Annotated in this window: 25 protein-coding genes and 1 pseudogene; 8 read left to right on the forward strand and 18 right to left on the reverse strand. The window is 50.5% G+C overall.

The window, feature by feature from the left end; all coding sequences use genetic code 11:
* Positions 1 to 83: 83 nt before the first annotated feature.
* The 14 genes from glmU to asnC form a co-directional block, all read right to left on the reverse strand.
* On the reverse strand, positions 84 to 1,454 hold the full coding sequence (glmU, locus tag C7B16_RS15740; RefSeq protein WP_000933745.1) for a bifunctional UDP-N-acetylglucosamine diphosphorylase/glucosamine-1-phosphate N-acetyltransferase GlmU: 1,371 nt from the start codon (positions 1,452 to 1,454) through the stop codon (positions 84 to 86).
* A 377-nt stretch (positions 1,455 to 1,831) separates the two neighbouring features.
* Positions 1,832 to 2,251 (reverse strand): F0F1 ATP synthase subunit epsilon, encoded by a 420-nt coding sequence (locus C7B16_RS15745; RefSeq protein ID WP_001251965.1) that lies wholly within the window; start codon positions 2,249 to 2,251, stop codon positions 1,832 to 1,834.
* A gap of 20 nt (positions 2,252 to 2,271) precedes the next feature.
* Positions 2,272 to 3,654, reverse strand: coding sequence for a F0F1 ATP synthase subunit beta (gene atpD, locus C7B16_RS15750; RefSeq protein WP_000190506.1), 1,383 nt, complete (start codon positions 3,652 to 3,654; stop codon positions 2,272 to 2,274).
* Between the two features lie 26 nt (positions 3,655 to 3,680).
* The gene (gene atpG, locus C7B16_RS15755; protein ID WP_000896498.1) at positions 3,681 to 4,544 is read right to left on the reverse strand and encodes a F0F1 ATP synthase subunit gamma; all 864 of its coding nucleotides are present in this window, start codon (positions 4,542 to 4,544) and stop codon (positions 3,681 to 3,683) included.
* A gap of 50 nt (positions 4,545 to 4,594) precedes the next feature.
* Positions 4,595 to 6,136, reverse strand: a complete 1,542-nt coding sequence (gene atpA / locus C7B16_RS15760; protein WP_001176745.1) for a F0F1 ATP synthase subunit alpha — start codon at positions 6,134 to 6,136, stop codon at positions 4,595 to 4,597.
* Positions 6,137 to 6,148: 12 nt separating this feature from the next.
* Entirely contained in the window at positions 6,149 to 6,682 is a 534-nt protein-coding gene (gene atpH, locus C7B16_RS15765) for a F0F1 ATP synthase subunit delta (RefSeq protein ID WP_001288591.1), read from the reverse strand.
* 14 nt (positions 6,683 to 6,696) lie between these two features.
* Positions 6,697 to 7,167: a F0F1 ATP synthase subunit B gene (gene atpF, locus C7B16_RS15770; protein ID WP_001052219.1), complete on the reverse strand. Its 471-nt coding sequence runs from the start codon at positions 7,165 to 7,167 to the stop codon at positions 6,697 to 6,699.
* Positions 7,168 to 7,228: 61 nt separating this feature from the next.
* Positions 7,229 to 7,468, reverse strand: a complete 240-nt coding sequence (atpE, locus tag C7B16_RS15775; protein WP_000429386.1) for a F0F1 ATP synthase subunit C — start codon at positions 7,466 to 7,468, stop codon at positions 7,229 to 7,231.
* 46 nt (positions 7,469 to 7,514) lie between these two features.
* Positions 7,515 to 8,330 (reverse strand): F0F1 ATP synthase subunit A, encoded by an 816-nt coding sequence (gene atpB, locus C7B16_RS15780; protein ID WP_000135618.1) that lies wholly within the window; start codon positions 8,328 to 8,330, stop codon positions 7,515 to 7,517.
* Positions 8,331 to 8,338: 8 nt separating this feature from the next.
* Entirely contained in the window at positions 8,339 to 8,719 is a 381-nt protein-coding gene (gene atpI / locus C7B16_RS15785; RefSeq protein WP_000116664.1) for a F0F1 ATP synthase subunit I, read from the reverse strand.
* A 616-nt stretch (positions 8,720 to 9,335) separates the two neighbouring features.
* Positions 9,336 to 9,959 carry a 16S rRNA (guanine(527)-N(7))-methyltransferase RsmG gene (gene rsmG / locus C7B16_RS15790; RefSeq protein ID WP_000932858.1) on the reverse strand — a complete coding sequence of 208 codons (624 nt, stop codon included), beginning with the start codon at positions 9,957 to 9,959 and terminating at the stop codon, positions 9,336 to 9,338.
* Between the two features lie 23 nt (positions 9,960 to 9,982).
* Positions 9,983 to 11,872 carry a tRNA uridine-5-carboxymethylaminomethyl(34) synthesis enzyme MnmG gene (gene mnmG / locus C7B16_RS15795; protein WP_001517417.1) on the reverse strand — a complete coding sequence of 630 codons (1,890 nt, stop codon included), beginning with the start codon at positions 11,870 to 11,872 and terminating at the stop codon, positions 9,983 to 9,985.
* A gap of 378 nt (positions 11,873 to 12,250) precedes the next feature.
* On the reverse strand, positions 12,251 to 12,694 hold the full coding sequence (mioC, locus tag C7B16_RS15800) for an FMN-binding protein MioC (RefSeq protein WP_107179885.1): 444 nt from the start codon (positions 12,692 to 12,694) through the stop codon (positions 12,251 to 12,253).
* A gap of 89 nt (positions 12,695 to 12,783) precedes the next feature.
* Positions 12,784 to 13,242, reverse strand: coding sequence for a transcriptional regulator AsnC (asnC, locus tag C7B16_RS15805; RefSeq protein ID WP_000433019.1), 459 nt, complete (start codon positions 13,240 to 13,242; stop codon positions 12,784 to 12,786).
* A gap of 151 nt (positions 13,243 to 13,393) precedes the next feature.
* On the opposite strand from asnC, the gene asnA reads away from it, so the two are divergent.
* The gene (gene asnA, locus C7B16_RS15810) at positions 13,394 to 14,386 is read left to right on the forward strand and encodes an aspartate--ammonia ligase (protein ID WP_000845139.1); all 993 of its coding nucleotides are present in this window, start codon (positions 13,394 to 13,396) and stop codon (positions 14,384 to 14,386) included.
* Positions 14,387 to 14,390: 4 nt separating this feature from the next.
* On the opposite strand, the gene viaA is transcribed toward asnA, so the two are convergent.
* Positions 14,391 to 15,842 (reverse strand): ATPase RavA stimulator ViaA, encoded by a 1,452-nt coding sequence (gene viaA / locus C7B16_RS15815; RefSeq protein ID WP_016249434.1) that lies wholly within the window; start codon positions 15,840 to 15,842, stop codon positions 14,391 to 14,393.
* On the reverse strand, positions 15,836 to 17,332 hold the full coding sequence (gene ravA / locus C7B16_RS15820; RefSeq protein WP_107179886.1) for an ATPase RavA: 1,497 nt from the start codon (positions 17,330 to 17,332) through the stop codon (positions 15,836 to 15,838). Before ravA ends, viaA begins: the two co-directional genes overlap by 7 nt.
* Positions 17,333 to 17,554: 222 nt before the next feature.
* Between ravA and kup the strand changes: the two genes are divergently transcribed.
* From kup to rbsR, 7 genes are all read left to right on the forward strand, one after another.
* On the forward strand, positions 17,555 to 19,423 hold the full coding sequence (gene kup / locus C7B16_RS15825) for a low affinity potassium transporter Kup (protein WP_000102299.1): 1,869 nt from the start codon (positions 17,555 to 17,557) through the stop codon (positions 19,421 to 19,423).
* Positions 19,424 to 19,590: 167 nt separating this feature from the next.
* A complete protein-coding gene (gene rbsD / locus C7B16_RS15830) occupies positions 19,591 to 20,010 on the forward strand; it encodes a D-ribose pyranase (RefSeq protein ID WP_001517414.1) in 420 nt (139 codons plus the stop codon).
* A gap of 7 nt (positions 20,011 to 20,017) precedes the next feature.
* Positions 20,018 to 21,523, forward strand: coding sequence for a ribose ABC transporter ATP-binding protein RbsA (gene rbsA, locus C7B16_RS15835; RefSeq protein ID WP_000387763.1), 1,506 nt, complete (start codon positions 20,018 to 20,020; stop codon positions 21,521 to 21,523).
* Between the two features lie 4 nt (positions 21,524 to 21,527).
* On the forward strand, positions 21,528 to 22,493 hold the full coding sequence (rbsC, locus tag C7B16_RS15840; RefSeq protein ID WP_000211871.1) for a ribose ABC transporter permease: 966 nt from the start codon (positions 21,528 to 21,530) through the stop codon (positions 22,491 to 22,493).
* A gap of 24 nt (positions 22,494 to 22,517) precedes the next feature.
* Positions 22,518 to 23,408, forward strand: a complete 891-nt coding sequence (rbsB, locus tag C7B16_RS15845; RefSeq protein WP_001056270.1) for a ribose ABC transporter substrate-binding protein RbsB — start codon at positions 22,518 to 22,520, stop codon at positions 23,406 to 23,408.
* A gap of 126 nt (positions 23,409 to 23,534) precedes the next feature.
* Positions 23,535 to 24,464 carry a ribokinase gene (gene rbsK, locus C7B16_RS15850; protein ID WP_001517412.1) on the forward strand — a complete coding sequence of 310 codons (930 nt, stop codon included), beginning with the start codon at positions 23,535 to 23,537 and terminating at the stop codon, positions 24,462 to 24,464.
* Between the two features lie 3 nt (positions 24,465 to 24,467).
* Positions 24,468 to 25,460 carry a ribose operon transcriptional repressor RbsR gene (gene rbsR, locus C7B16_RS15855; RefSeq protein WP_000224458.1) on the forward strand — a complete coding sequence of 331 codons (993 nt, stop codon included), beginning with the start codon at positions 24,468 to 24,470 and terminating at the stop codon, positions 25,458 to 25,460.
* Between the two features lie 13 nt (positions 25,461 to 25,473).
* Here the strand turns inward: rbsR and C7B16_RS15860 are convergent.
* Both C7B16_RS15860 and C7B16_RS15865 read right to left on the reverse strand, forming a co-directional pair.
* Positions 25,474 to 25,632 (reverse strand): annotated as a pseudogene (locus C7B16_RS15860) (MFS transporter); the annotation flags it as partial.
* 41 nt (positions 25,633 to 25,673) lie between these two features.
* Positions 25,674 to 26,366, reverse strand: a complete 693-nt coding sequence (locus C7B16_RS15865) for a FadR/GntR family transcriptional regulator (protein ID WP_001131156.1) — start codon at positions 26,364 to 26,366, stop codon at positions 25,674 to 25,676.
* Between the last annotated feature and the right edge of the window lie 247 nt (positions 26,367 to 26,613).

A 26,613-nucleotide genomic window follows, 5' to 3' on the forward strand; every position in this document is an offset into this window, starting at 1 on the left:
TGGGGTTATTTTTATAGTTACTGCTTGCGGGCGGGAGATTATGTTATCTCTTCATCCCAGGAGGCCGGATTACCCGGCCAGAATTACTTTTTCTTTACTGGACGACGCCAACCTTCTTTTTGCGACTGCGGCACGCGGCTAATTGCCAGAGCGTTTTCGCCAACATTGCGCGTTACGGTAGTACCCGCAGCAATAGTCGCGCCTTTACCAACCGTTACCGGTGCAACAAGTTGGGTGTCAGAGCCGACAAACACATCGTCGCCAATAATGGTTTTAAATTTATTCGCACCATCATAGTTGCAGGTAATGGTTCCTGCACCGATGTTAACGTTATCACCGATTTCCGCATCGCCCAGATAAGTCAGATGACCGGCTTTTGAACCTTTACCCAGACGCGCTTTTTTCATCTCAACAAAGTTACCGACATGTGCACCTTCAAGCAGCTCTGCCCCCGGGCGCAGACGGGCAAACGGGCCAATGGTACAGGCCGCTGCCAGATTCGCGTCTTCCACCACTGTATATGGGCTGATTTCGCAATCATCACCAATCACGCTGTTTTTAATCACGCAACCAGTGCCAATTTTCACGCGATTGCCGAGAGTAACATTACCCTCGATGATAACGTTAGTATCAATTTCAACATCACGCCCGTGAGTAAGCGTTCCGCGCAGATCAAAACGGGCCGGATCGCGTAGCATAACCCCTGCCAACAGCAGTTTTTCAGCCTGTTCGGACTGATAAACGCGCTCCAGACGGGAGAGTTGCAGGCGGTTATTCACGCCTTCAACTTCGCTTAAGCGTTGCGGATGTACAGCGACGATTTCACGCCCTTCCTGATACGCCAGCGCAATAATATCGGTGATGTAGTATTCGCCCTGAGCGTTATTGTTAGTCAGCTTCGCCAGCCAGCGTTTCATATCTGCGCCGTTGGCGATCAGAATGCCGGTGTTGATTTCCTGAATCTGACGCTGCTCATCGGTGGCATCTTTATGTTCAACAATGCCAGTAACTTTGCCGTTTTCACGGGTGATACGACCATAACCGGTCGGGTCATCCAGTTTCACCGTCAACAGGCCAATGCCGCCCTGCGGTTTAGCATCACGCAGACGCTGGAGTGTTTCGACAGAGATCAGCGGTACGTCGCCGTAAAGCATTAAAATGTCTTCATCATCGGCAAAGAAAGGCGCAGCCTGCTGCATCGCATGACCAGTACCCAGTTGCTCTGCCTGAAGTACCCAGTTCAGGTTGTCATCTTTCAGCGCCTGTTTAAGCAGATCGCCACCGTGACCATACACCAGATGAACGTGTGCTGCGCCTAATTCATTCGCAGCATCAATGACATGCTGAACCATCGCTTTCCCGGCAAGGGTATGCAGCACTTTCGGAAGATCGGAATACATGCGAGTGCCTTTGCCCGCGGCAAGGATCACTACGCTCATAGCATTATTCAACATACGCGTCCTGACTGTAATTTGAGAACGAATTTAAACCGCTTCACCTTGAAAAAACTACATTTTTTTCATCGTGAAATGGACAGAGGATAAATTGTTCAATAACGGATTATCCTCGCTGGCGAAAGCACCATTTTCGACCATCGTCACGCCTTTTGTCTGCATAAAAGTAAGGCATCACCTTCATTTAAGCGTCAGCCTGATGTTTTTGCTCTTATTTCGATCAATGAATAAACAAGAAAACCAACGAAGGATTTCGCTGAGTTATAAAGACGGTTTAATTGCGGGATATAAAAACATAGCAGAACAAATCTCGCGGCGACGCGCGAAAAAAAAGCCAGCCTGTTTCCAGACTGGCTTTTGTGCTTTTCAAGCCGGTGTTACATCGCTTTTTTAGTCAACTCGATAACGCGCAACTGCGCGATCGCTTTGGCCAGTTCCGCAGACGCCTGAGCGTAATCTACGTCGCCGTGAGAGCTGCTAATGTGCTCTTCAGCCTTACGTTTCGCTTCCATGGCTCGCGCTTCGTCGAGATCCTGGCCGCGAATTGCGGTGTCGGCCAGAACGGTCACGTTGCCAGGCTGCACTTCAAGAATGCCGCCAGACAGATAGATAAACTCTTCGTGACCGTGCTGTTTCACGATGCGAATCATACCAGGCTTAATGGCGGTGAGCAGCGGTGCGTGGCCCGGGTAAATTCCCAGTTCACCTTCGCTACCCGTTACCTGGATTTTCTCGACCAGACCAGAGAACATTTGTTGCTCTGCGCTGACGACGTCCAGGTGGTAAGTCATTGCCATATCACCCTCCGATTAAGGCGTTAAAGTTTTTTGGCTTTTTCCACAGCTTCTTCGATGGAACCGACCATGTAGAACGCCTGCTCCGGCAGGTGATCGTATTCGCCTTCCATGATGCCTTTAAAGCCACGGATGGTGTCTTTCAGGGAGACGTATTTACCCGGAGAACCGGTGAATACTTCTGCCACGAAGAACGGCTGGGACAGGAAGCGCTGGATCTTACGAGCGCGCGCTACCACCAGTTTATCTTCTTCAGACAGTTCATCCATACCCAGGATGGCGATGATGTCTTTCAGTTCCTGATAACGTTGCAGGATGGACTGTACGCCACGCGCGGTGTCGTAGTGTTCCTGACCAACTACCAGCGGGTCCAACTGACGGCTGGTGGAGTCCAGCGGGTCAACGGCCGGGTAGATACCCAGAGACGCGATCTGACGGCTCAGTACCACGGTTGCGTCAAGGTGCGCAAAGGTGGTGGCCGGTGATGGGTCAGTCAAGTCATCCGCAGGTACGTATACCGCCTGAACGGAGGTGATAGAACCTGTTTTGGTGGAGGTGATACGTTCCTGCAGAACACCCATCTCTTCCGCCAGGGTCGGCTGATAACCTACCGCTGAAGGCATACGGCCAAGCAGTGCGGATACTTCCGTACCGGCCAGGGTGTAACGATAGATGTTGTCAACGAACAGCAGAACGTCACGACCTTCGTCACGGAATTTCTCCGCCATGGTCAGGCCGGTCAGTGCAACGCGCAGACGGTTTCCCGGCGGCTCGTTCATCTGGCCATACACCAGGGATACTTTATCGATAACGTTGGAGTCGGTCATTTCGTGGTAGAAGTCGTTACCCTCACGAGTACGTTCACCTACGCCCGCAAACACAGAGTAACCGGAGTGCTCGATCGCGATGTTACGAATAAGCTCCATCATGTTTACGGTTTTACCAACACCCGCACCACCGAACAGACCAACTTTACCGCCCTTCGCGAACGGACACATCAGGTCGATAACTTTGATACCGGTTTCCAGCAGTTCCTGAGAGTTTGACAGCTCTTCGTAGGAAGGTGCTGCGCGGTGAATCGCCCAACGCTCTTCTTCACCGATCTCGCCTTTCATGTCGACCGGTTCGCCCAGTACGTTCATGATACGGCCCAGAGTCGCTTTACCTACAGGGACTTCGATCGGGTGTTCGAGGTCTTTTACATCCAGACCGCGACGCAGACCGTCGGAGGAACCCATTGCGATGGTACGCACGATACCGCCGCCGAGCTGCTGCTGAACTTCCAGCACCAGACGCTCATTACCATTTTGCACCTCAAGAGCATCGTACACGCGCGGTACGGCATCCTGAGGGAATTCGACGTCAACTACGGCGCCGATTACCTGGACAATCTTTCCAGTAGCCATCTTAAATCCTCTACGAAATAACCTGTTTAAACCGCGGCGGCCCCCGAGACGATCTCGGTGAGTTCCTGAGTAATGCTGGCCTGACGAGCTTTGTTGTATACCAACTGCAGCTCTTTAATCAGGCTGCCGCCATTGTCGGTCGCGGCTTTCATCGCCACCATACGGGCGGCCTGCTCGCTGGCCAGGTTTTCAACCACGCCCTGATAAACCTGAGATTCGACATAACGACGCAGCAGGGTATCCAGCAACGCCTTCGGATCGGGTTCGTACAGGTAATCCCAGGATTTATGTTTCAGATCATCATCATCTGACGCCGGTAACGGCAGCAGTTGGCTGATAGTCGGAACCTGAGACATGGTGTTAATAAATTTGTTGCTGACAATGTAAAGCTTGTCCAGACGGCCTTCGTCGTAGGCCTGCAACATCACTTTTACCGGACCGATCAGTTCGGACAGGGAAGGGTTATCCCCCATACCTGTAACCTGGGCAACAACATTGCCGCCCACGGAGTTGAAGAACGACACACCTTTCGAGCCGATCATTGCGAGGTCGCATTGAACGCCTTTGTCGGTCCAGGTCTTCATTTCCGCCAGCAGTTTTTTGAACAGGTTAATGTTCAAACCACCGCACAAACCACGGTCGGTCGACACCACCAGGTAGCCCACGCGTTTAACGTCGCGATCTTCCAGGTATGGGTGCTTATATTCCAGATTACCGTGTGCAAGGTGACCAATCACTTTGCGCATGGTTTCTGCATAAGGACGGCTGGCCGCCATGCGATCCTGCGATTTACGCATTTTGGAAGCGGCGACCATCTCCATCGCTTTAGTGATCTTTTGCGTGTTCTGGACGCTTGCGATCTTACTACGTATCTCTTTTGCGCCGGCCATGAGCTTCTCCTCAATGCCTTGCGGCCTGCCCTAAGGCAAGCCGCCAGACGTTACCAGGATTGGGTTGCTTTGAAGGAATCGAGGATGCCTTTCAGCTTGCCTTCGATTTCGTCGTTGTAGCCACCGGTCTGGTTGATCTCTTGCATCAACGGAGCGTGATCACGGTCGACGTAAGCCAGCAGAGCGGCTTCGAAGCTGCCGATTTTCGACAGTTCAACATCCGCCAGGTAACCACGTTCTGCTGCGAACAGAACCAGAGACTGCTGCGCAACGGACATCGGCGCATACTGTTTCTGTTTCAGCAGTTCGGTCACTTTCTGACCGTGGTCAAGCTGCTTACGCGTTGCATCGTCAAGGTCGGATGCAAACTGAGAGAACGCTGCCAGTTCACGATACTGCGCCAGAGCGGTACGGATACCACCGGACAGTTTTTTCATGATCTTGGTCTGTGCTGCACCACCAACACGGGATACGGAGATACCCGGGTTAACCGCAGGACGAATACCGGCGTTGAACAGGTTGGTTTCCAGGAAGATCTGACCATCGGTAATAGAGATTACGTTGGTCGGAACGAACGCAGAAACGTCACCAGCCTGAGTTTCGATAATCGGCAGCGCGGTCAGAGAACCGGTTTTCCCTTTCACTTCACCTTTGGTGAAAGCTTCAACGTATTCGGCGTTAACACGCGCAGCACGCTCCAGCAGACGAGAGTGGAGGTAGAATACGTCACCCGGGAATGCTTCACGTCCTGGCGGACGACGGAGCAGCAGGGAGATCTGACGGTAAGCAACAGCCTGTTTAGACAGGTCATCGTAAATGATCAGCGCATCTTCACCACGGTCACGGAAGTATTCGCCCATTGCGCAACCCGCATACGGTGCCAGGTATTGCAGTGCAGCGGATTCAGACGCGGTTGCTACCACAACGATGGTGTTAGCCAGTGCGCCGTGCTCTTCCAGTTTACGTACCACGTTAGAAATGGTGGACGCTTTCTGACCGATAGCAACATAGATACATTTGATACCGGAATCGCGCTGGTTGATGATGGCATCGATAGCCAGTGCGGTTTTACCGGTCTGACGGTCACCGATGATCAATTCACGCTGACCACGACCAATTGGGATCATGGAGTCAACAGCTTTATAACCAGTCTGTACCGGCTGATCTACGGACTGACGTTCGATAACGCCCGGAGCGATAGCTTCTACAGCAGAGAAGCCGTCGTGATCCAGCGGACCTTTACCGTCGATTGGCGCACCCAGAGTGTTAACCACACGGCCCAGCAGGCCACGGCCAACCGGAACTTCCAGGATACGGCCAGTACACTTAACTTTCATGCCTTCGGCAAGGTCAGCGTACGGACCCATAACAACCGCACCTACAGAGTCGCGCTCGAGGTTCAGTGCGATAGCGTAACGGTTACCCGGCAGGGAGATCATTTCACCCTGCATACAATCGGCCAGGCCGTGGATGCGGATAACACCGTCACTTACAGAAACAATAGTACCTTCGTTGTGAGCTTCACTCACAACATTGAACTGAGCAATGCGCTGCTTGATCAGTTCGCTGATTTCGGTGGAATTCAGTTGCATGCTCCAGTCCCCTTAAGACTGCAAGACGTCTGCAAGGCGCTCAAGACGACCGCGTACGCTGCCATCAATGACCATATCACCCGCTCGGATGATAACGCCTGCCATTACAGACTTATCGATTTTGCAATTCAGCTTAACTTTGCGTGACAGACGTTTTTCCATCGCAGCAGAAATTTTCGCGAGCTGTTGTTCACTCAGCGCGGCAGCGGAAATGACGTCTACCTCAGCGGTAGCCTCACTCACAGCACGCAGGTGAATAAACTGCTCCAGAACATCCGGGAGCGCGTTAAGACGACCATTTTCAGCCATAACCCGAATCAGGTTCTGACCGTTTTCGTCCAGTTGCTCACCACAAACTGCGATAAACGACCCGGCGAGCGTTTCTGGTGCCAGTGCACCAGACAGAAGCTCTGCCATCTGTTCGTTTTTGGTTACCTCGGCGGCAAACGCCAGCATGTCCTGCCAGCGTTCTACACTTTGGTGTTCGACGGCAAAGTCAAAAGCTGCTTTGGCGTAGGGGCGAGCTACCGTAATAAATTCAGACATCAGCCCCTCCCTCCTTACAGTTCAGCGACAAGTTTATCCACGATGTCGCTGTTAGCAGCTTCATCCACGGAACGTTCGATGATCTTCTCGGCGCCAGCAACAGCCAGGATAGCAACTTGCTTACGCAGCTCTTCACGGGCACGTTTACGCTCGGCTTCAATTTCCGCCTGCGCCTGAGCCACGATTTTAGTACGTTCCTGTTCTGCCTCAGCTTTAGCTTCGTCCAGAATCTGAGAGCGACGTTTGTTCGCCTGCTCGATGATTACCTGGGCTTCCGCTTTCGCTTTTTTCAGCTGGTCGGTCGCGCTGGCCTTTGCAAGGTCAAGGTCCTTGTGTGCTCGTTCTGCGGAAGCAAGACCGTCAGCAATTTCTTTTTGACGTTTTTCGATGGCAGCCATTAATGGCGGCCATACGTACTTCATGCAGAACAGAACGAACAGGACAAACGCGATGGCCTGGCCGAGGATTGTTGCGTTAAGATTCACAGCACAATGCCTCTATTTAGTTAACGTTCTGATATTGCTCTTTAAATAAAAGCAACGCTTACTACGCGACAGCGAACATCACGTACAGACCCAGACCTACAGCGATCATCGGGATAGCATCCACCAGACCCATAACGATAAAGAACTGAGTACGCAGCAGTGGAATCAGATCCGGTTGACGCGCTGCGCCTTCCAGGAATTTACCCCCGAGGATGCCGATACCGATCGCAGCACCGATTGCCGCCAGACCCATCATCACAGCGGCAGCCATGTACAGCAGATCCATATTCAGGTTTTCCATGACAGTCTCCAGTTTGTTTCAGTTAAAACGTAGTAGTGTTGGTAAATTAATGTTCTTCAGACGCCATCGACAGATAGACGATCGTCAGAACCATGAAGATGAAGGCTTGCAGCGTAATAATCAGGATGTGGAAAATGGCCCACGGCACATTCAGGATCCACTGTGACCACCACGGCAACAGACCAGCAATCAGAATGAAAATCAGCTCACCCGCGTACATGTTACCGAACAGTCGCAAACCGAGTGAAACAGGTTTGGACAGCAGGCTTACCCCTTCAAGGATTAAGTTGACAGGAATGAACGCCCAGTGATTGAACGGCTGCAGCGTCAACTCTTTCGTGAAGCCGCCGATGCCTTTCATTTTGATGCTGTAGAACAGAATCAGGATAAATACGCCCAGTGCCATAGACAGCGTTACGTTCACGTCAGCAGACGGAACCACACGCAGAGCAGGCAGCCCCAGTACATGTTCAGCAATGTACGGCAGCAGATCGATAGGCAGTAAGTCCATCAGGTTCATCAGGAACACCCAGACAAAAATCGTCAGGGCCAGCGGAGCAATCAGCTTACTTTTGCCATGGTACATGTCTTTCACGCTACCATTAACAAAGCCGATTACCAGCTCAATCGCGGTCTGAAACTTACCTGGTACGCCGCTGGTTGCCTTTTTGGCTACGCTACGGAATAAAACCAGGAACAACAGACCCAGCACCACCGAGAAGAACATGGAGTCAATATTAATTGTCCAGAAGGTGGCTGGGGGGTTATGCGGATCCACCAGCGAGAATGTACGCAGGTCCAGCTGAAGGTTATTCAGGTGGTGTCCTATGTAATCCTGCGGCGTCATATTTTCTGAAGCCATGATGCCTTTTACCCTTTGTTGTTAATTACAGCCGGCGCCAGTATCTGAACCACCAGCACCAAAACCCACGTAACGATCAGCGGCAAGAATACCGCCTTTAAAACCGCCAACGCCACCACCAGTAACACCAACATTGCCAGAACTTTGAAAGCTTCGCCTAAAGCGAATGTCCAGGCTACCCGGCCTTTCGCTGGTGTATGCGCCTGGTGACGCCAGGCAAATATCATAAACAAAACGTTAGGCAGAAAGACTGCCAGGCCCCCGCTTAACGCAGAGACGCCCCAGAAGGGGTCTTTGAGGCTGAACAGCAATCCACTTGCTATCACCACCAGTAACTGAACGAGCAGAAGCTTCCGAGCAACGTTTCGACTCAAGAGCGACACAGACATCACGTTTTTCACTCCTGCTCCCTTCGAGGTATGCCGCGTGTCGTATAAAACTTTCTTTAAGGCTTAGAGTCAAGCATCAAAAAGCGGTCAAATTATACGGTGCGCCCCCGTGATTTCAAACAATAAGTAGCCAAAAGGTGAATAAATGTTTAAATATTTTTCCAGTGCATACAATTGCGACTTTTCTGCTAACCATGTCGGATCATGAAAAACTGTAAATAACGCGTAAACACTGGTGATAAAGCGTGCTTCAGATCACATATCGCGCATGTTCGCGCACAGCATATTTATTTACTTGGCAAATGATGCCATTGCAAGCTTCTGATATTTCAGTCTAAAAACAGATACTGTTTTCATAAATGACATTTACACAACAAAAACCAGCCATTGACATTCTTAATAATATTTTAACAGCAAGTTATGCTTCTTAGCGCCGATTTTTAGCCGGCTGATATTTTCACTAATGACTTATTTTCTGCTTATCAAAAAAAGCCACGTTACAGTATTGAATCAAAATCGTGAACGTGGCGTTAAATGTAACCAGTTATATCAGTAAAAAACCCGGTTGTTGTTAACAGTCAAACCGATTAATTTTTTATGATTTTTTTGATAAAAATTAAATTTTATTTGCTTTAATCACCACCAGATGACGTTCGCCATCCAGAGCCGGAACCTGAAGTTTAACCACTGATTCAACCTGATATTCTGCTGGTAGCAGGGCCATTTCATCTTCTGGCATTTGGCCTTTCAGCGCATAAAAACGACCTTGTTCACCAGGAAGATGATGGCACCAGCTCACCATATCGTTCAGAGAGGCAAAAGCACGGCTAATCACACCATCAAACGGTGGCTCTGACGGAAACTCTTCTACCCTACTCTGTACTGGCTCAATGTTCTCCAGTTTTAACTCATGTTGCACCTGACGAAGGAAGCGCACGCGTTTACCGAGGCTATCCAGCAACGTGAAGTGGGCCTCAGGACGCACAATAGAGAGTGGAATACCTGGCAGACCCGGTCCTGTACCGACATCGATAAAACGTTCACCTTGCAGATACGGTGCCACGACAATGCTGTCGAGAATATGGCGTACCAGCATCTCATTAGGATCGCGGACCGAAGTCAGGTTGTACGCCTTATTCCATTTATGCAGCATATTTACGTAGGCAATAAGCTGATTTTTCTGGTGATCGGTAAGCGAAATTCCTGCGTCTTTCAGCAGTGAAGAGAGTTTGTTGAGCACGGTGATTACCTGTTCTTGATGCGTTATGCGCTACGACGCAGCATACCTTGTTTTTTCAGCCACACCAGCAGAATGGAGATGGCCGCAGGCGTGACGCCAGAAATACGCGAAGCCTGACCAATAGAGGCCGGTTTGTGATCGTTGAGTTTAGCGATCACTTCGTTAGACAGACCGGATACCTGGCGGTAATCCAGTGTCGCAGGCAGCAGTGTGTTCTCGTTACGCTGCTGTTTTTCGATCTCATCCTGTTGGCGCGCAATATAACCCTCATATTTAACCTGAATCTCAACCTGTTCCGCCGCCTGCTCGTCTGTCAACGCAGGGGCAAACGGCGTCAGCGAGGTTAATTTTTCATAGGTCATTTCCGGACGACGCAACAGATCTTCACCACTGGCTTCACGGGAAAGCGGCGCAGTCAGGTGAGCATTCACTTCGGCAGCAGCTTCCGCCGACGGGGTTACCCAAGTGGATTTCAGACGCTGACGCTCACGCTCGATATTTTCGAGTTTCTCGTTAAAGCGCGCCCAACGTTCATCGTCAACCAACCCCAGCTCACGTCCGATTTCAGTCAGACGCAGGTCGGCGTTATCTTCGCGCAGCATCAGACGATATTCCGCACGAGAGGTAAACATACGATACGGTTCTTTAGTACCCAGTGTGCAGAGGTCATCTACCAGTACACCGAGGTACGCCTGGGAGCGCGCCGGTGCCCAGCCTTCTTTGTCTGCAGACAGGCGAGCGGCGTTAAGACCGGCCAGCAAACCTTGCGCCGCCGCTTCTTCGTAACCTGTAGTGCCATTAATTTGACCGGCAAAGAACAGCCCCTGGATAAACTTGCTCTCCAGCGTAGGTTTCAGGTCACGCGGATCGAAGAAGTCATATTCAATGGCATAACCCGGACGCACGATCTTCGCGTTTTCCATCCCCTGCATGGAGCGGACGATTTGCATCTGCACATCGAACGGCAGGCTGGTGGAGATACCGTTCGGATAAATTTCGTTAGACGTTAACCCTTCTGGCTCCAGGAAGATCTGATGCTGGTTTCTGTCAGCAAAGCGCATGACTTTGTCTTCGATCGACGGACAGTAGCGTGGGCCGACACCTTCGATCACTCCGGCATACATCGGACTGCGATCGAGGTTACTGCGGATCACGTCATGCGTTTTTTCGTTGGTATGGGTGATGTAGCACGGCACCTGCTGTGGATGCTGGGCCGCATTGCCCATAAACGAGAACACCGGCATCGGGTTATCGCCATGCTGTTGTGCAAGGACGCTAAAGTCGATGGTACGCGCATCAATACGCGGCGGTGTCCCGGTTTTCAGACGACCAACACGCAGCGGAAGTTCACGTAAACGGCGCGAGAGCGGAATGGATGGAGGATCGCCAGCACGACCACCGCTGTAATTATCCAGACCGATATGAATCTTACCGTCAAGGAAAGTCCCGACAGTAAGAACGACAGCTTTGGCACGGAATTTCAGGCCCATTTGGGTAACAGCGCCGACCACGCGATCGTTTTCGACAATAAGATCTTCAACCGCCTGCTGGAAGATCATCAGGTTCGGTTGATTCTCCAAAGCAGTACGTACCGCTTGACGATAGAGCACGCGATCCGCCTGTGCCCGGGTAGCCCGAACCGCTGGCCCCTTGCTGGCGTTTAGTATCCTAAACTGAATACCTGCATGGTCGATCGCTTTTGCCATCAGACCGCCGAGTGCATCCACTTCTTTTACCAGATGTCCCTTCCCAATACCGCCGATCGCCGGGTTGCAGCTCATCTGCCCCAGAGTGTCGATATTGTGTGTCAAAAGCAGAGTCTGTTGACCCATACGCGCCGCGGCCATCGCTGCCTCGGTGCCTGCATGACCCCCGCCAATGATGATGACGTCAAAAGGATCCGGATAAAACATGGTGATTGCCTCGCATAACGCGGTATGAAAATGGATTGAAGCCCGGGCCGTGGATTCTACTCAACTTTGACGGCTTGAGAAAGACCTGGGATCCTGAGTATTAAAAAGAAGATCTTTTTATTTAGAGATCTGTTCTATTGTGATCTCTTATTAGGATCGACCTGGTCTGTGGATAACAAGGATCTGGCTTTTAAGATCAATGACCTGCTGAGGATCATTAGCTGTGAATGATCGGTGATCCTAGTCAGTATAAGCTGGGATCAGAATGCGGAGTTATACACAACTCAAAAACTGAACAACAGTTGTTATTTGGATAACTACCGGTTGATCCAAGCTTCCTACCAGAGTTATCCACAGTAGATCGCACGATCTGTATAGTTATTTGAGTAAATTAACCCACGTTCCCAGCCATTCTTCTGCCGGATCTTCCGGAATGTCATGATCAAGGATGTTGATCTTCAGTGTTTCGCCAATCTGTTTCGCACCGGAATTTTTGAGTTCAGCATCGAGTTTATCGATAGCACCACAAAAAGTGTCGTATTCACGACTACCAATGCCGATTGCGCCAAAGCGTACCGCAGAAAGATCGGTTTTTTGTTCCAGCAATGCTTCATAGAAAGGAGAGAGGTTGTCCGGAATGTCTCCGGCACCGTGGGTAGAACTGATAACCAGCCAGATCCCAGAGGTAGATAACTCTTCTAACAACGGGCCGTGCAGCGTTTCGGTGGTAAAACCTGCCTCTTCCAGCTTTTCAGCCAGGTGTTCTGCCACATATTCGGCACCACCGAGGGTGCTGCCGCTGATAAGAGTAATATCTGCCATAAACCGCCACCTTTTTTAAGAGTGGCGTATTGTATGCTGTGAACGCTTTGGGATCTACCTGTGGAAAAGTATGGGATTAAAAAAGTCGATCATGGCTTGATAGTACGCATGATCGGGTTCTGCAGTACGATCAGAGTTTCAGTGGACTGAATTTCATCAATTGTTTGGATCTTGTTGATAAGTACATGCTGGAGAGCGTCGATCGAGCGGCACATTACCTTAATAAAAATGCTGTAGTGGCCGGTGGTGTAATAGGCTTCAGTTACTTCATCAAGGCTTTCCAGTTTTGCCAGCGCGGAAGGATAGTCTTTGGCGCTCTTCAATATAATGCCGATAAAGCAGCCTACGTCATAACCGAGCTGTTTCGGGCTAACATCAATCCGAGCACCAGTAATAATCCCTGCCTGCTTCATTTTCTCTACGCGAACGTGGATCGTTCCCGGACTGACGCCAAATTGTTTCGCCAGTTCGGCGTAAGCGGTACGCGCATTGCCCATTAATGCTTCCAGAATGCCGCGGTCCAGATTGTCGATTTGATAATTTTCCATAGATTTTTCTTATGAATATTAATGATTCAGTCTATTTTAGCCTTAATTTTTAATGAATCAAAAGTAAGCAAGGCTTTTTATTGAATGATTATTGCATGTGTGCCGGTTTTTGTTGCTTAATCATAAGCAACAGGACGCAGGAGTATAAAAAATGAAAACCGCTTACATTGCCAAACAACGTCAAATTAGCTTCGTGAAATCTCACTTTTCTCGTCAACTGGAAGAACGCTTAGGGCTGATTGAAGTCCAGGCGCCAATCCTTAGCCGTGTGGGGGATGGCACGCAGGATAACTTGTCGGGCTGTGAAAAAGCGGTGCAGGTAAAAGTGAAAGCGCTGCCTGACGCCCAGTTCGAAGTGGTTCATTCACTGGCGAAGTGGAAACGTCAGACATTAGGGCAACACGACTTCAGCGTGGGCGAAGGGCTTTACACGCACATGAAAGCCCTTCGCCCCGATGAAGACCGTCTTTCCCCGTTGCACTCGGTCTATGTTGATCAGTGGGATTGGGAACGCGTAATGGGCGACGGTGAGCGCCAATTCTCCACTCTGAAAAGCACGGTAGAGGCGATCTGGGCGGGAATTAAAGCGACCGAAGCCGCAGTTAGCAAAGAGTTTGGCCTGGCACCGTTCCTGCCGGATCAGATCCACTTTGTACATAGTCAGGAATTACTGTCCCGTTATCCGGATCTTGATGCCAAAGGGCGTGAGCGGGCGATTGCGAAAGATCTTGGCGCGGTATTCCTCGTCGGAATTGGCGGCAAGTTAAGCGATGGCCACCGCCACGACGTGCGCGCACCGGATTATGATGACTGGAGTACTCCTTCAGAGCTTGGATATGCGGGGTTGAACGGCGATATTCTGGTGTGGAACCCCGTACTGGAAGATGCGTTTGAGCTTTCTTCAATGGGTATCCGTGTGGATGCCGAGACGTTGAAACATCAACTGGCGCTGACCGGTGATGAAGATCGTCTGCAACTGGAGTGGCATCAGGCGCTGCTGCGCGGCGAAATGCCACAGACTATCGGTGGCGGTATCGGTCAGTCTCGTTTAACCATGTTGTTGCTGCAACTGCCACATATTGGGCAGGTTCAGTGCGGCGTATGGCCTGCGGCCGTTCGCGAGAGCGTCTCTTCTCTGTTGTAATGACTTATCGCCGCCAGCGTCTGAGCAGGCGGCTACGCATCCCGGTATCAAAGCGCCAGATATGATCGAAAATGCGCATGATGCCGGGTTTGCCGTGCGCCGACATCGCCACTGCATGAAAGCGATGCTGATGTACCCGCTGCAACTCTTTTACTTTACTCGTCACGTCGTCAGGCAACCGTTGGGCGATAAAATCAGAAATCACCACCGCATCGGCGTCAAACCATTCCCGGCTTTGCAAGCGCTCCATAATGGCGCGAAAACAACTGGCAAGATCGGTGCCGCCACGAAACTGCTGGCTTAAAAAACGGATCGCTTGCTCGATGCCTTGTGGGCCTGAAAGCTCATAACGGACGATCTCGGTGGAAAATAACATAATAAAGCAGCGCCTATTTTCAGCGAGGGCAATGCGCATCAAGGCCAGACAGAACGCTTTCGCGCACTGTTCATTAAAGCCGCCCATTGAGCCAGATGTATCTACGCAGACAATAAACGGCCCGCGCGGCTGTTCGTCATAATCTTTATGGACGACCGGACGTTCGATAACTTTTTCACGCCATGATTCACCGTGCAGGCGATAAGTGAGCAACTGTTTTTCCACCAGCCGACGGTAAAATTCATACTCCAGTTCAGTAATGCCCAGAGTCGCCAGTTCCGGCGGCAGAAGGCGTAAAATATCATCGCTTTGCTGCAAGCCATCAACCTGCTCAGGAACGGTCGCTGGTTCGCGTACCATTGTGCGGAAGGTTTCCATCTGCGCATCGTTGCGGGGGATCGATTTTGCTTCCCGTGAACGCCCTAACTGTTCTGCCAGACGTTTCAGCTCCGGCTGCTCGTTAAGAAATTCACCATATTTCACAATTAACTGATAGTCGCCGCGTTTGAGCTGACCGGCGCTCATATCCCACAAGCGACCGGCTGCGGTGTTGTTTTCCGCCAGAACCGGTTCAAGTTGACCGCTTAACGTCATGCGTTCCTGAACCTCGCTCAACAGTTGTTCGCGTTCTTCTTCTAATAATTGTTGATTTAACGTCGTCGCTTGCACGATCAGACTTAAGCGCCAACGTTGGAGAAAAAGCGTGTGTAATGCTGGGGTGATCGTGTTGTTGGCATCAACCAACTGCCGGGCTTGTTCGGCCCATGGGGAATTTAGTCGATGCAGTAAGTCCAGGATCTGCGGTAACTGCACAATAAATTTCGGTGTGGAGAGAAGTTGGCTTTGCTGATAGCACATGACCTCTTCAGTGAGTTCCTGTGGGACGCGTGCATCTTTCAGCCGACTGCGCAGCGCCTCACGCCAGCGGGGAATATCATCAGTGATTGCCGCCTTCAGGCGTGGGAATTTTTCAAAGAAAACAGCCAGTTGTGGCGAGGCCAACAGCGTGATGATCATCTCTTCGATCAATCCCTCTTCGCTGACGGCCAGCATTACATTAAGCGTATCCAGTGTTAGCATTGTTGCGCCTGGCGAATCTGGGCACCGACATCCTGTAGGCTGGCTTCAATGCGACCTAACCAGTCGCTATGGATAAACAGACATTTTTGCTGTTCGCTGAATAAAACTTGTTGTTTACGCCAGTCACTTTCAAGCTCTTCCAGTTGTTGTTTTATTTCGCCAGGCAGGCCTTCTGCAGATGTGCCGGGGAGAGCCAGTGTCGTACCCTGCAAACTGACATCACGGACAACAAGATGTTGGGCGCTATCAACTTCCATATTCAGCTTCTGGGCAAAACCAATACCATTTAATTTGCCGCGAATTTCACCGCCTTTGTTCAGCCACTGTTCCAGTGCGCTACGCTCAAAAGCGATATGAACCACTTCCATATCATGCAGTTTTAATGGTTTTTGCAGCAGCAGGGTCAACGTGGAAGCGGTAACGTTGGCTGGAAGTTGATATTGTGGGCGACGGCTGAACATACCGCCCTGACGAATCACGGTAAAAGCCGTTTTATCGCTTTGTTGTTGCTGAAGTTGCAGGCGACGCTGCACAATCGCGCCCAGGCGAGTCAACATCCCTTGCTGTTGCCATGCGTGACCGGTCATCAATACATCAATTTGTTGTTGAATCAAATTCAGGCTTTGCGCGTCATACCACAGGCAATCTTTCAGCAAGATCAGATCAATCGGGGCAACCGCATTGCGACCGCTAAAAAAGGCGCTGGCCTGCAGTAAACGGATCGCTTTTTTCCAGCGGCGATCGGAAATATAGGGGGCATCCGGCAATTTATCCAGTTGTTGGCGCAGCATAAAAATCAGCTCAAATACATGATCGGGCAGCGTAATTTCACTAATCTCTTTCTGCCAGCGTTCATATTCCTCATCTGTAACCTGTAGAGAGGGAGGAACGGGATTGTCATTTTCATCCTGTTGGCTGGTCAACATGGAGCGGAAATTCGCTTTATCCTGCACTTTATCTAACCACAGACGAATCAGCATACGGTCATATAACGCTTCCAGGCTACTGTCTGCTTCCGGCAGTTCGTTGGAGGCCGCCACCAGCAAGCGCATAGGAATTTTTTCGACATGTGCACCGTTGCGGAAGTGGCGTTCATTAATAGCGGTCAGTAGGGTATTAAGAATCGCTGGCCCGGCTTTCCAGATCTCATCAAGAAAGACGATTTCTGCTTCCGGCAGGTAACCGCTGGTTAAACGCTCATAGCGGCCTTCATCTTTTAGCGCCTGAATGGAAAGCGGGCCAAAAACTTCTTCCGGGGTGGAGAAGCGGGTCATCAGATATTCAAACGCGCGAGCATTTTGAAAGGCGAATTTTAAACGCCGGGCAATCAGACTTTTGGCAATACCTGGCGGGCCGAGCAGGAATACGCTTTCGCCGCTTAATGCCGCTAACAAACACAGGCGGATGGCGTGGTTACGTTCATAAAGCCCCTTTTCCAGCGAACTGCTCAGGCGGGAAATTCTTTCCGCTAATAAATGAGGGTGAGCCATAATGAAGTGGCGTCCTTTCGTCAAAAGTTCTGCGTAAACTGCGAGTATAGACGTTTCTTGATGGTGGCAAAAATAGTCTCAAAGGAGGGCTATTTTTCTTTGAGCCAGGTTAATGTGACCGCATTTAGGAGTACGATTTTGCCGTTAATCGTGCATACTGAACGCTTTTTTGTGGGCCAAGGGACTACGCACACATTTCATATTTCAACGAAAGACTAGTCTATGAGCACTGATAATAAGCAATCGTTGCCCGCGATTACCCTCGCGGCGATTGGAGTTGTCTACGGCGATATTGGTACCAGCCCGTTATATACGCTTCGTGAATGTTTGTCCGGCCAGTTTGGTTTTGGCGTTGAACGCGATGCCGTGTTTGGCTTTTTATCGCTGATCTTCTGGCTGCTAATCTTTGTGGTTTCCATAAAATATCTCACCTTCGTGATGCGTGCAGATAACGCCGGTGAAGGGGGAATTCTGACGCTGATGTCGCTTGCCGGGCGCAATACGTCGGCGCGAACGACCTCAATTCTGGTGATTATGGGGCTAATAGGCGGCAGCTTTTTCTATGGTGAAGTTGTCATAACACCCGCCATTTCGGTAATGTCTGCCATCGAAGGTCTGGAAATCGTCGCCCCACAACTGGACACCTGGATTGTTCCCCTCTCAATCATCGTTCTCACGTTACTGTTTATGATTCAAAAACATGGCACTGCTATGGTCGGTAAGCTTTTTGCGCCGATTATGCTGACCTGGTTTTTGATTCTGGCAGCTCTTGGGTTACGTAGCATTATTGCCAATCCAGAAGTGTTGCATGCCTTAAACCCAATGTGGGCGGTGCATTTCTTCCTTGAATATAAAACCGTTTCCTTTATTGCGTTAGGCGCGGTGGTTCTGTCGATTACCGGTGTTGAGGCGCTGTACGCTGATATGGGGCACTTTGGTAAGTTCCCGATTCGCCTGGCATGGTTTACCGTCGTACTGCCTTCTTTAACCCTTAACTACTTCGGTCAGGGGGCGCTGCTGTTAAAGAACCCGGAAGCGATTAAAAACCCGTTTTTTCTGTTGGCACCGGACTGGGCGCTGATCCCGCTGCTGATCATCGCCGCACTGGCAACGGTAATTGCCTCGCAGGCGGTTATCTCTGGTGTCTTCTCATTGACGCGTCAGGCGGTACGTCTGGGCTATTTGTCTCCGATGCGCATTATTCACACTTCTGAAATGGAATCGGGGCAAATCTACATTCCATTTGTGAACTGGATGCTTTATGTCGCAGTCGTGATTGTGATAGTCAGCTTTGAGCACTCCAGTAACCTGGCGGCGGCATATGGGATTGCAGTTACCGGAACTATGGTACTGACGTCTATTCTTTCAACTACCGTGGCGCGCCAGAACTGGCACTGGAATAAGTATTTTGTTGCGCTGATTCTGATTGCCTTCTTGTGTGTTGATATCCCGCTGTTTACCGCTAACCTCGATAAACTGCTCTCCGGTGGCTGGTTGCCATTGAGCCTCGGTACGGTGATGTTTATCGTGATGACCACCTGGAAGAGTGAGCGTTTCCGCCTGCTGCGGCGGATGCATGAACATGGTAACTCTCTGGAGGCGATGATTGCTTCGCTGGAGAAATCACCGCCTGTTCGTGTGCCCGGAACTGCGGTGTATATGTCGCGCGCAATCAATGTCATTCCCTTTGCTCTAATGCATAACCTCAAACATAACAAGGTATTGCACGAGCGGGTTATTCTGTTAACTCTGCGTACTGAAGACGCGCCATATGTCCATAATGTCCGTCGGGTACAGATTGAACAACTGTCGCCTACTTTCTGGCGCGTGGTGGCAAGTTACGGCTGGCGGGAAACGCCAAACGTAGAAGAAGTTTTCCACCGCTGTGGTCTGGAAGGGTTAAGTTGTCGAATGATGGAAACGTCCTTCTTTATGTCACATGAATCACTGATCCTCGGCAAACGTCCGTGGTACTTACGTTTGCGCGGCAAGCTGTATTTGCTGTTGCAACGTAATGCGTTGCGCGCTCCGGATCAGTTTGAAATCCCACCAAACCGGGTTATCGAGTTGGGTACACAGGTCGAGATCTAACCCCAGACGCCTCCTTTCTCCATAAGGGGGCGTTTTTATTTTCATTGTTTGCTCTCGATATAAAACGTTTCGATGTTGATCACATTTCTGCAACGTCGCGATGGTTTTCCTTAATTAGACGGGATTAAACTGCGGGTCAGCGAAACGTTTCGCTGATGGAGAAAAAAATGAAAAAAGGCGCCGTTCTTAATTCAGGTATTTCGTCGGTGATCTCCCGCCTGGGGCATACCGATACGCTGGTGGTGTGTGATGCTGGTTTACCTATCCCCAAAAGTACAACGCGTATCGATATGGCATTAACCCAGGGCGTACCTTCTTTTATGCAGGTGCTGGGCGTCGTCACAAGTGAAATGCAGGTCGAGGCTGCCATTATCGCGGAAGAGATCAAACAACATAATCCGCAACTCCACGAAACGTTGCTCTCACATCTTGAGACGCTGCAAAAACACCAGGGAAATTTCATTGAAATTCGTTACATCACGCATGAACAATTCAAACAACAAACCGCAAACAGTCAGGCGGTAATTCGCAGCGGGGAGTGTTCCCCGTATGCGAATATCATTCTCTGTGCTGGCGTGACGTTCTGAGGCCGCCATGGAAGCATTACTACAGCTTAAAGGTATCGATAAAGCCTTCCCGGGCGTAAAAGCGCTTTCGGGAGCCGCGCTAAATGTCTATCCGGGTCGCGTGATGGCGCTGGTAGGTGAAAATGGCGCGGGTAAATCCACCATGATGAAAGTGCTTACCGGTATCTATACCCGTGATGCCGGTACGCTTTTATGGCTGGGCAAAGAAACGACGTTTACCGGGCCGAAATCTTCTCAGGAAGCTGGAATTGGCATTATCCACCAGGAACTGAATCTGATCCCGCAACTGACCATTGCGGAAAATATTTTCCTCGGCCGAGAGTTTGTGAATCGTTTTGGCAAAATTGACTGGAAAACCATGTATGCCGAAGCGGATAAATTGCTGGCTAAACTTAATCTGCGGTTTAAAAGCGACAAGCTGGTGGGCGATCTTTCCATCGGTGACCAGCAGATGGTTGAAATCGCGAAGGTATTAAGCTTTGAGTCGAAAGTTATCATTATGGATGAACCGACCGATGCGCTGACCGATACCGAAACCGAATCCCTGTTCCGCGTCATTCGCGAGCTGAAATTGCAAGGGCGCGGCGTTGTCTATATTTCCCACCGTATGAAAGAAATCTTCGAGATTTGTGATGACGTTACGGTTTTTCGTGACGGGCAATTTATTGCCGAGCGTGAAGTGGCATCACTAACCGAAGATTCGCTGATTGAGATGATGGTGGGCCGCAAACTGGAAGAACAATATCCACACCTGGAAAAAGCGCCGGGAGATATCCGTCTGAAAGTTGATAATCTCTGCGGACCTGGCGTTAACGATGTCTCTTTTACCCTACGTAAAGGTGAAATTCTCGGCGTCTCTGGTTTGATGGGCGCCGGCCGCACCGAACTGATGAAAGTGCTCTACGGCGCGCTGCCGCGCACCAGCGGTTACGTCACTCTGGATGGGCATGAAGTTGTTACCCGTTCACCGCAGGATGGCCTGGCAAATGGCATTGTGTATATCTCCGAAGACCGCAAACGCGACGGTTTAGTGCTGGGCATGTCAGTAAAAGAGAACATGTCGCTAACTGCCCTGCGTTACTTCAGCCGTGCTGATGGCAGTCTGAAGCATGCCGATGAGCAACAGGCGGTGAGTGATTTTATTCGTCTGTTCAATGTGAAAACGCCGTCGATGGAACAGGCAATTGGTCTGCTTTCCGGTGGCAATCAGCAAAAAGTGGCGATTGCCCGCGGTCTGATGACGCGCCCGAAAGTGCTTATCCTTGATGAACCCACCCGTGGCGTGGATGTCGGCGCGAAAAAAGAGATTTATCAACTGATCAACCAGTTCAAAGCCGATGGTTTGAGCATCATTCTGGTGTCATCGGAAATGCCAGAAGTATTAGGCATGAGCGATCGCATCATCGTTATGCATGAAGGGCATCTCAGCGGGGAATTTACTCGTGAGCAGGCCACCCAGGAAGTGTTAATGGCTGCCGCTGTGGGCAAGCTTAATCGCGTGAATCAGGAGTAAAAAAATGACAACCCAGACTGTCTCTGGTCGCCGTTATTTCACGAAAGCGTGGCTGATGGAGCAGAAATCGCTTATCGCTCTGCTGGTGCTGATCGCGATTGTCTCGACGTTAAGTCCGAACTTTTTCACCGTTAATAACTTATTCAATATTCTCCAGCAAACCTCGGTTAACGCCATTATGGCGGTCGGCATGACGCTGGTGATCCTGACGTCGGGTATCGACCTGTCCGTCGGTTCTCTGCTGGCGCTAACTGGCGCAGTTGCTGCCTCCATCGTTGGCATTGAAGTTAACGCGTTGGTGGCTGTTGCTGCCGCACTGGCATTAGGAGCTGCAATTGGCGCGGTAACCGGGGTGATTGTAGCGAAAGGTCGCGTCCAGGCGTTTATCGCTACCCTGGTGATGATGCTTTTACTGCGTGGCGTGACGATGGTTTACACCAACGGTAGCCCGGTGAATACCGGCTTTACCGAGAACGCCGACCTGTTTGGCTGGTTTGGTATTGGTCGTCCGCTGGGCGTACCGACGCCTGTGTGGATCATGGGTATTGTCTTCCTCGCGGCCTGGTACATGCTGCATCACACGCGTCTGGGGCGTTACATCTACGCGCTGGGTGGCAACGAAGCGGCAACGCGTCTTTCTGGTATCAATGTCAATAGAATCAAAATCATCGTCTACTCTCTTTGTGGACTGCTGGCATCGCTGGCTGGGATCATTGAAGTAGCGCGTCTTTCCTCTGCGCAACCGACGGCGGGGACTGGCTACGAGCTGGATGCCATTGCCGCGGTGGTTCTGGGTGGTACGAGTCTGGCAGGCGGAAAAGGTCGCATTGTTGGGACATTGATCGGCGCATTAATTCTTGGCTTCCTTAATAATGGTTTGAATTTGTTAGGTGTTTCCTCCTATTACCAGATGATCGTCAAAGCGGTGGTGATTTTGCTGGCGGTGCTGGTAGACAACAAAAAGCAGTAATAACGACTACAGGACATCTTGAATATGAACATGAAAAAACTGGCTACCCTGGTTTCTGCTGTTGCGTTAAGCGCCACCGTCAGTGCGAATGCAATGGCAAAAGATACCATTGCGCTGGTGGTTTCCACGCTCAATAACCCGTTCTTTGTATCGCTGAAAGATGGCGCGCAGAAAGAGGCGGATAAACTCGGCTATAACCTGGTGGTGCTGGACTCCCAGAACAACCCGGCAAAAGAACTGGCGAATGTGCAGGACTTAACTGTTCGCGGCACCAAAATTCTGCTGATTAACCCGACCGACTCCGACGCGGTAGGTAACGCCGTGAAGATGGCCAACCAGGCGAACATCCCGGTAATCACTCTTGACCGCCAGGCAACGAAAGGCGACGTTGTTAGCCACATTGCTTCCGATAACGTACTGGGCGGCAAAATTGCCGGTGATTACATCGCGAAGAAAGCAGGTGAAGGGGCGAAAGTTATCGAATTGCAGGGCATCGCCGGTACATCCGCTGCTCGCGAACGTGGCGAAGGCTTCCAGCAGGCCGTTGCAGCTCACAAATTTAACGTTCTCGCCAGCCAGCCAGCAGACTTCGACCGTACCAAAGGTCTGAACGTGATGCAGAACTTGCTGACGGCGCACCCGGATGTGCAGGCTGTATTCGCGCAGAACGATGAAATGGCGCTGGGCGCACTGCGCGCTCTGCAAACTGCCGGTAAATCGGATGTGATGGTTGTCGGATTTGACGGTACGCCGGATGGCGAAAAAGCGGTTAATGATGGCAAACTAGCAGCGACTATCGCTCAGTTACCCGATCAGATTGGCGCGAAAGGCGTCGAAACCGCCGATAAAGTGCTGAAAGGCGAGAAAGTTCAGGCTAAGTATCCGGTTGATCTGAAACTGGTTGTTAAGCAGTAGTCTTTAATCAGGTTTTATAACCTGATGGTGGCATAAATACGGCATCGACAGATGAACGTGTAATATAAAGAAAAGCAGGGCACGCGCTACCCTAACCCGGTGGCGCATTTTATGGACATCCCGAATATGCAAAATGCAGGCAGCCTAGTTGTTCTTGGCAGCATTAATGCTGACCATATCCTTAATCTTCAATCTTTTCCTACTCCAGGCGAAACCGTAACCGGTAACCACTATCAGGTCGCATTCGGCGGTAAAGGCGCGAATCAGGCTGTGGCCGCAGGGCGTAGTGGCGCGAATATTGCGTTCATTGCATGCACAGGGGATGACAGCATTGGTGAGAGTGTTCGTCAGCAACTCGCCACTGATAATATTGATATTTCTCCGGTCAGCGTGATCAAGGGCGAATCGACAGGCGTAGCGCTGATTTTTGTTAATGCCGAAGGCGAGAACGTTATCGGCATTCATGCCGGGGCTAACGCAGCCCTTTCCCCAACGCTGGTGGAAGCGCAACGTGAGCGTATTGCCAACGCGTCGGCATTATTAATGCAGTTGGAATCACCACTCGAAAGTGTGATGGCAGCGGCGAAAATCGCCCATCAAAATAAAACTATCGTTGCACTCAACCCGGCTCCGGCTCGTGAACTTCCTGACGAATTGCTGGCGCTGGTGGACATCATCACGCCAAACGAAACGGAAGCAGAAAAGCTCACCGGTATTCGTGTTGAAAATGATGAAGATGCGGCGAAAGCTGCGCAGATACTACATGAGAAAGGTATCCGTACTGTACTGATTACCTTAGGGAGCCGTGGCGTGTGGGCCAGTGTGAATGGCGAAGGTCAGCGCGTACCTGGATTCCGGGTTCAGGCTGTTGATACTATTGCTGCCGGAGATACTTTTAATGGCGCGTTAATCACGGCGTTGCTGGAAGAAAAAACATTGCCTGAGGCGATTCGTTTTGCCCATGCTGCCGCTGCGATTGCTGTGACACGTAAAGGTGCACAACCTTCCGTTCCCTGGCGTGAAGAGATCGATACCTTCTTAGACAGGCAGAGGTGACGCTTGGCTACAATGAAAGATGTTGCCCGTCTGGCGGGCGTTTCTACATCGACAGTTTCTCACGTCATCAATAAAGATCGCTTCGTCAGCGAAGCGATTACCGCCAAAGTTGAAGCGGCGATTAAAGAACTCAATTACGCGCCATCAGCTCTGGCACGTAGTCTCAAGCTCAATCAAACACATACTATTGGCATGTTGATCACTGCCAGTACCAATCCTTTCTATTCTGAACTGGTGCGTGGCGTTGAACGCAGTTGCTTTGAACGCGGTTATAGCCTTGTTCTCTGCAATACCGAAGGCGATGAGCAGCGAATGAATCGCAATCTGGAAACGTTGATGCAAAAACGTGTCGATGGTTTGCTATTACTCTGTACTGAAACACACCAGCCTTCGCGTGAGATCATGCAACGCTATCCAACAATTCCTACCGTGATGATGGACTGGGCGCCGTTCGATGGCGACAGCGATCTCATTCAGGATAACTCGTTTCTGGGGGGGGATTTAGCGACGCAATATCTGATCGACAAAGGCTATACCCGTATTGCCTGTATTACCGGCCCGCTGGATAAAACGCCTGCACGTTTGCGGCTGGAAGGTTACCGGGCGGCAATGGATCGTGCTGGACTGGAAGTTCCTGATGGCTATGAAGTGACAGGCGATTTTGAATTTAACGGCGGGTTTGACGCGATGCAGCAGTTATTATCGCATCCGTTACGTCCCCAGGCTGTGTTTACTGGAAATGACGCGATGGCGGTCGGTGTGTACCAGGCGTTATACCAGGCTGGGTTACATGTTCCGCAGGACATCGCGGTGATTGGTTATGACGATATTGAACTGGCACGTTATATGACGCCACCGCTCACCACAATTCATCAACCGAAAGATGAACTGGGAGAGCTGGCAATTGATGTACTTATCCACCGGATGGCTCAACCAACCTTACAGCAACAACGATTACAACTCACCCCGATTCTGATGGAGCGCGGTTCTGCTTAGATTTCAAGCAAAATATTGCCGCCGTTAACGTATAACTGATAATGGCCGATTGCATGGCAAGGGGTGAGCGATTGAGGCTATGAGCGATAGCGGGGAAGGAAGTATTCAGAATGGCGGCATCGAGAGTCTGCATAAAGAAGGTCATTGCCGCAATCCACAATAAACTCGCCATACCACGCTTTTATCGCTCATTCAGTGTTTCGTTAGGCTGTCTCACTTCTCGAGGGGAAGTAGCAGTGCCTGACAAGCTTTGAAAGCTGCGTTGCCATCACTATGGATTATCGCATCAACGATCGCCTGGTGCTGATCCAGTTTTATTACAGTGTTGCTGGTTATCGATGTAAAGTAGGTGTGATAAACCGAATGAAATAACGAGGCGAAAGAGGTCAAAAACGGGTTAGCACTCATTTTATAAATGTGTTCATGCCAGGCCATATCAACCTCAACCCAACGTTCCCGGCGGAAATTTTCTTTTAATGCCACCATTTCGGCCATCAGCGTATTAAGATGTGCCTTCTGTTCTGCGGTGCCCATCGTTGCTGCCAGTAAGCAGGCTTGCGGTTCCAGACAGATACGCATAACCAGAAAATGATCAATAACTTGATGAAAGTTATCTTCCGTCATCCACCAGGTAAGCAACTCTTGATCAAGAAAGTTCCAGTTGGATTGCGGCATGACACGCGTACCAATTCGTGGACGTGGCAAAACCATTCCTTTTGCCGTTAACGTCTTGACCGCTTCGCGTACCGCAGTACGGCTCACTCCAAATTGCTCACCCAGCTCAATTTCACCAGGCAGAATGGTGCCGGGTGCGTATTCACCTTTTAAGATCCGTTGCGCCAGCTTCTCAGCCAGAACATACGAAAGGTTTTTCTGTGCAGCTAACTGTTGTGCGCTTAATGGCATACTCATCTTCCTTATTCTTTTTTTCATCCTTAGTATGCCACCAGGAAGTGTGATTGCGGTTGCAAAAACGGCAAATTGCTTGTTTTATGGCGCATTAACAGGTGTTTTGATGAAAAAACACGCATTCGGAAAATTATTTTAAATTTCCTCTTGTCAGGCCGGAATAACTCCCTATAATGCGCCACCACTGACACGGAACAACGGCAAATAAGCCGCCGGGTCAGCGGGGTTCTCCTGAGAACTTCGA

This window comes from Escherichia sp. 20412-1 (genome assembly GCF_003027595.1).
Classification (GTDB): domain Bacteria; phylum Pseudomonadota; class Gammaproteobacteria; order Enterobacterales; family Enterobacteriaceae; genus Escherichia; species Escherichia marmotae.

What these genes read in the sequence shown, in the direction of transcription:
- glmU (WP_000933745.1), bottom strand. Translation starts at nt 1,454, where the DNA reads ATGTTGAATAATGCTATGAGCGTAGTGATCCTTGCCGCGGGCAAAGGC.
- C7B16_RS15745 (WP_001251965.1), bottom strand. Translation starts at nt 2,251, where the DNA reads ATGGCAATGACTTACCACCTGGACGTCGTCAGCGCAGAGCAACAAATG.
- atpD (WP_000190506.1), bottom strand. Translation starts at nt 3,654, where the DNA reads ATGGCTACTGGAAAGATTGTCCAGGTAATCGGCGCCGTAGTTGACGTC.
- atpG (WP_000896498.1), bottom strand. Translation starts at nt 4,544, where the DNA reads ATGGCCGGCGCAAAAGAGATACGTAGTAAGATCGCAAGCGTCCAGAAC.
- atpA (WP_001176745.1), bottom strand. Translation starts at nt 6,136, where the DNA reads ATGCAACTGAATTCCACCGAAATCAGCGAACTGATCAAGCAGCGCATT.
- atpH (WP_001288591.1), bottom strand. Translation starts at nt 6,682, where the DNA reads ATGTCTGAATTTATTACGGTAGCTCGCCCCTACGCCAAAGCAGCTTTT.
- atpE (WP_000429386.1), bottom strand. Translation starts at nt 7,468, where the DNA reads ATGGAAAACCTGAATATGGATCTGCTGTACATGGCTGCCGCTGTGATG.
- atpB (WP_000135618.1), bottom strand. Translation starts at nt 8,330, where the DNA reads ATGGCTTCAGAAAATATGACGCCGCAGGATTACATAGGACACCACCTG.
- atpI (WP_000116664.1), bottom strand. Translation starts at nt 8,719, where the DNA reads ATGTCTGTGTCGCTCTTGAGTCGAAACGTTGCTCGGAAGCTTCTGCTC.
- mnmG (WP_001517417.1), bottom strand. Translation starts at nt 11,872, where the DNA reads ATGTTTTATCCGGATCCTTTTGACGTCATCATCATTGGCGGGGGTCAT.
- mioC (WP_107179885.1), bottom strand. Translation starts at nt 12,694, where the DNA reads ATGGCAGATATTACTCTTATCAGCGGCAGCACCCTCGGTGGTGCCGAA.
- asnC (WP_000433019.1), bottom strand. Translation starts at nt 13,242, where the DNA reads ATGGAAAATTATCAAATCGACAATCTGGACCGCGGCATTCTGGAAGCA.
- asnA (WP_000845139.1), top strand. Translation starts at nt 13,394, where the DNA reads ATGAAAACCGCTTACATTGCCAAACAACGTCAAATTAGCTTCGTGAAA.
- viaA (WP_016249434.1), bottom strand. Translation starts at nt 15,842, where the DNA reads ATGCTAACACTGGATACGCTTAATGTAATGCTGGCCGTCAGCGAAGAG.
- ravA (WP_107179886.1), bottom strand. Translation starts at nt 17,332, where the DNA reads ATGGCTCACCCTCATTTATTAGCGGAAAGAATTTCCCGCCTGAGCAGT.
- kup (WP_000102299.1), top strand. Translation starts at nt 17,555, where the DNA reads ATGAGCACTGATAATAAGCAATCGTTGCCCGCGATTACCCTCGCGGCG.
- rbsD (WP_001517414.1), top strand. Translation starts at nt 19,591, where the DNA reads ATGAAAAAAGGCGCCGTTCTTAATTCAGGTATTTCGTCGGTGATCTCC.
- rbsA (WP_000387763.1), top strand. Translation starts at nt 20,018, where the DNA reads ATGGAAGCATTACTACAGCTTAAAGGTATCGATAAAGCCTTCCCGGGC.
- rbsC (WP_000211871.1), top strand. Translation starts at nt 21,528, where the DNA reads ATGACAACCCAGACTGTCTCTGGTCGCCGTTATTTCACGAAAGCGTGG.
- rbsB (WP_001056270.1), top strand. Translation starts at nt 22,518, where the DNA reads ATGAACATGAAAAAACTGGCTACCCTGGTTTCTGCTGTTGCGTTAAGC.
- rbsK (WP_001517412.1), top strand. Translation starts at nt 23,535, where the DNA reads ATGCAAAATGCAGGCAGCCTAGTTGTTCTTGGCAGCATTAATGCTGAC.
- C7B16_RS15865 (WP_001131156.1), bottom strand. Translation starts at nt 26,366, where the DNA reads ATGCCATTAAGCGCACAACAGTTAGCTGCACAGAAAAACCTTTCGTAT.